Origin of the sequence: Wolbachia endosymbiont of Drosophila incompta, from assembly GCF_001758565.1 — a bacterium.
Classification (GTDB): Bacteria; Pseudomonadota; Alphaproteobacteria; order Rickettsiales; family Anaplasmataceae; genus Wolbachia; species Wolbachia pipientis.
In genome coordinates this window covers 346751-349538 of record NZ_CP011148.1, presented here as the reverse complement: position 1 = coordinate 349538, position 2788 = coordinate 346751, and the positions used below count along the sequence as shown (strand labels likewise).

Sequence of the window (2788 nt, the reverse complement as noted above, 5' to 3'; positions counted from 1 at the left end):
CATTATAAAGTAAAATGAGATCCCAGTGTCTGGGCACTGGGATGACAAGAATAGGGCACTGGGATCTAGTGGGCTCAAACTACAATGTTTGTACAGCTGTGATCTATATTCTATAGCTGATAATTTAACAAGACAAAATGAATACATATCCTATTGAGCTCTATATTACATACCAGGTTGCTTTGCCTTTTCCATGCTGAGTGATGTGATTACTCTTTACGAGATTAGATACGTGCTTCTTTAAGGTATTGCAGTTTGCTTTAGTAATATTTTCCAAATCCTTAATTGTAAGACGTCCATGTTTGCTGAGTAGTGCTAATACTTTAGCAGAAAGTGGTGGTAAATAGAGATTTAACACTTTTTCATGTGACACCTTTTGTTCAAGATGAAATTTTTGCTTTTGTAGTGACCTTAAAAAGAATATAAGCCATGGATTAAAATCATAGCTGCTCGTCTTCAAGGATTGTTGAGTACGACGCAAAGCTAAGTAGTAACTCTCCTTATTACTTTCAAGGGAACTGTAAGGTACATAGATATACCCTAACTTTAGTAACAAGAAAGTTGTGAGAATGCGTGATAATCTGCCATTTCCATCCTGGAAGGGATGAATAGCTAAAAAAGTAACTATAAAAATGCCAATAATTAATAGAGGGTGTAACGATTTCACCTCTAATTGCTGGCTAGTCCAATAAATAAGTTCTTGCATTTGTGTTGCTGTCTCAAATGGAGAGGCTGTTTCAAAAACTATGCCCAAGCTTTTTCCAGATTCATCAAACGCTTCAACATGATTGGGGAATTTTTTATATTCTCCCATGTGCCTTTGATCTTTATATGCAAATTGTAAAAGCCAGATGTGAAACTGTTTTATAGTGTTTTCTGTAAATGGCATCTTGTTAAAGTTTTGAAATACTTCTTCACACACATACGCATATCCGGCTATTTCTCGTTCATCTAGAGAACGAAATGAGCGTGTATCAAGTTTGGATAGTAATTGCTCAACTTCACGGTCTGATAATCTTGCCCCTTCAATACGAGTAGAAGAACCAATACTTTCAATTGTTGCAATTTTCTTGAGCATTTGTAAACGTTCTGGAGCTAAATTACCAAACAATTGCCATGCTCCTTTAAATTCATCAATTTCAGCAACTAATTTTAACATTTCAGGTGTTATTACAATTTTTGAAATGTCAAACATATCTGTATTTTTATCTAGTTATATTCAATTATATTCGAAAATATCCTATTAGCAAAGAATACTTATGAGACACACACTAAAGAATGAATTTTGGTAGGCATAAAAGCAGCTATTTTATGTTAAAATACAACATTTTGATGAAATTATAAGAAAGGCTGGATCCGAGTAGTCAGCTACCTGTCAGTGCATGTTGAAAAATCATTTTATGATCTAAATCAGTTTTTTTACAGGTAACTTCTAAGCTTATCAATTTTTCCAAGATCTTCTTAAGTTCTGAAAGTTGCAAACTTTTCAAATGAGATTTAAAACTCTGCAATTGTTTAAAAAACAATGGAGGGCTTAGCTGATCAATCGCAGCCTGCTCACTCATTCCACCTTGCACTGACAGCAAAACGTTTTCAAGGCGTAGGAAATAATTTGATATAATGCGAATTAGTGCTATCGGTGAAAAATTTTCTTGCGATATCAATGCATCAGAAATTCTAATGAAACGCGACATATCTTTACTTGCTATGGCAGAGCATAGATCATCAAGTGTAGCATAGTCGTTGCCGGAAGTTGAAAAGCATAATTCTATATCAGTAAGTTTTAGGTCTTTTCTCTCCCCTAAGTATAAAACTAACTTCTCAAGTTCTGAACATATAGGCAGCTTGCTATGATTAAAGTAAGATTGCAAATGGTAGATTATCTCATTTGTGCATTTTATATCATTTTGTTTTAAGTAACTTGATATAATGTCATAAAGATTGCTGTTGCTGTCCTTATAGCAAGCAATCACACCAAAAATTTTTGAACTCTCCATATAACTTTTAGTCGCAGAATTATATGGAAGATCATTTGCTACCATCATTACATAATGACCACTTGCGTTATAATCCAATACATTTTTTAACTCCTTGGATATACCTCCACTCACATTTATCAGCTTAATTAATTTTTTGCTGGTAAACATCGAAACGTTTGCCAATTCAGAAAACAGTAAACTGGGTGACTTATTCACTATTGCAAAATCCATCACCTGAACTGAATACTCACCCAAATTAGCAATTATTTCTTGTACATAAAAATCAACCCTACTGTTATCACTTCCATGAATTAACACACCACGTAAAGCATCAGGTTTCTCTAGGAATTTTTTAACTTTGGATGGTGTGACCCTCATGCTATCTATATGATATCATTCTCATTTGACTGTACATGAGTATCCAAAGACTCTGAGTCTCCTTGTGCAATATTATGCACATCACCTGCTACATCATCTGACTCTTCTGTTTTTCCTGTAATATAATTATAAAATTTTTTCACAGGTTGAGATATATATTTGGAAAAAAATCCTTCTTCGCTCATATTGCTTACTCCATAAAATTAACAACTTATCATTAGCATATAAATAATAGTATAGCAAAAACTATTTTGTGCTAAGATAGTGATGTTTTATAATGAGTATATTACAAAATTATTAACATTCGAGATCAAAATTAAGCCAACCTGCTTAATACTAGCCTTATAAAATAAGCGATAATTAAATATACCGCTGCAACAAGTATAATTGCAGGTCCAGTTAACAAATCAAAACTTGCAGATAACATGAGA

Annotated in this window: 3 protein-coding genes and 1 pseudogene; all 4 read right to left on the bottom strand. The window is 33.3% G+C overall.

The genetic code is table 11. The features are described 5' to 3' along the window. Positions 1 to 160 precede the first annotated feature (160 nt). Positions 161 to 1195, bottom strand: coding sequence for a Fic family protein (locus tag WG67_RS01610; RefSeq protein ID WP_070356800.1), 1035 nt, complete (start codon positions 1193 to 1195; stop codon positions 161 to 163). A gap of 169 nt (positions 1196 to 1364) precedes the next feature. After that, the gene (gene holA / locus WG67_RS01605; RefSeq protein ID WP_010962537.1) at positions 1365 to 2357 is read right to left on the bottom strand and encodes a DNA polymerase III subunit delta; all 993 of its coding nucleotides are present in this window, start codon (positions 2355 to 2357) and stop codon (positions 1365 to 1367) included. A 5-nt stretch (positions 2358 to 2362) separates the two neighbouring features. After that, on the bottom strand, positions 2363 to 2542 hold the full coding sequence (locus WG67_RS01600; RefSeq protein WP_010082539.1) for a hypothetical protein: 180 nt from the start codon (positions 2540 to 2542) through the stop codon (positions 2363 to 2365). A gap of 131 nt (positions 2543 to 2673) precedes the next feature. Next, positions 2674 to 2788: pseudogene (locus tag WG67_RS08165) on the bottom strand (metal ABC transporter permease); the annotation flags it as partial.

Coding starts and splice junctions, on each gene's coding strand:
- WG67_RS01610 (WP_070356800.1), bottom strand. CDS start 1,195: ATGTTTGACATTTCAAAAATTGTAATAACACCTGAAATGTTAAAATTA.
- holA (WP_010962537.1), bottom strand. CDS start 2,357: ATGAGGGTCACACCATCCAAAGTTAAAAAATTCCTAGAGAAACCTGAT.
- WG67_RS01600 (WP_010082539.1), bottom strand. CDS start 2,542: ATGAGCGAAGAAGGATTTTTTTCCAAATATATATCTCAACCTGTGAAA.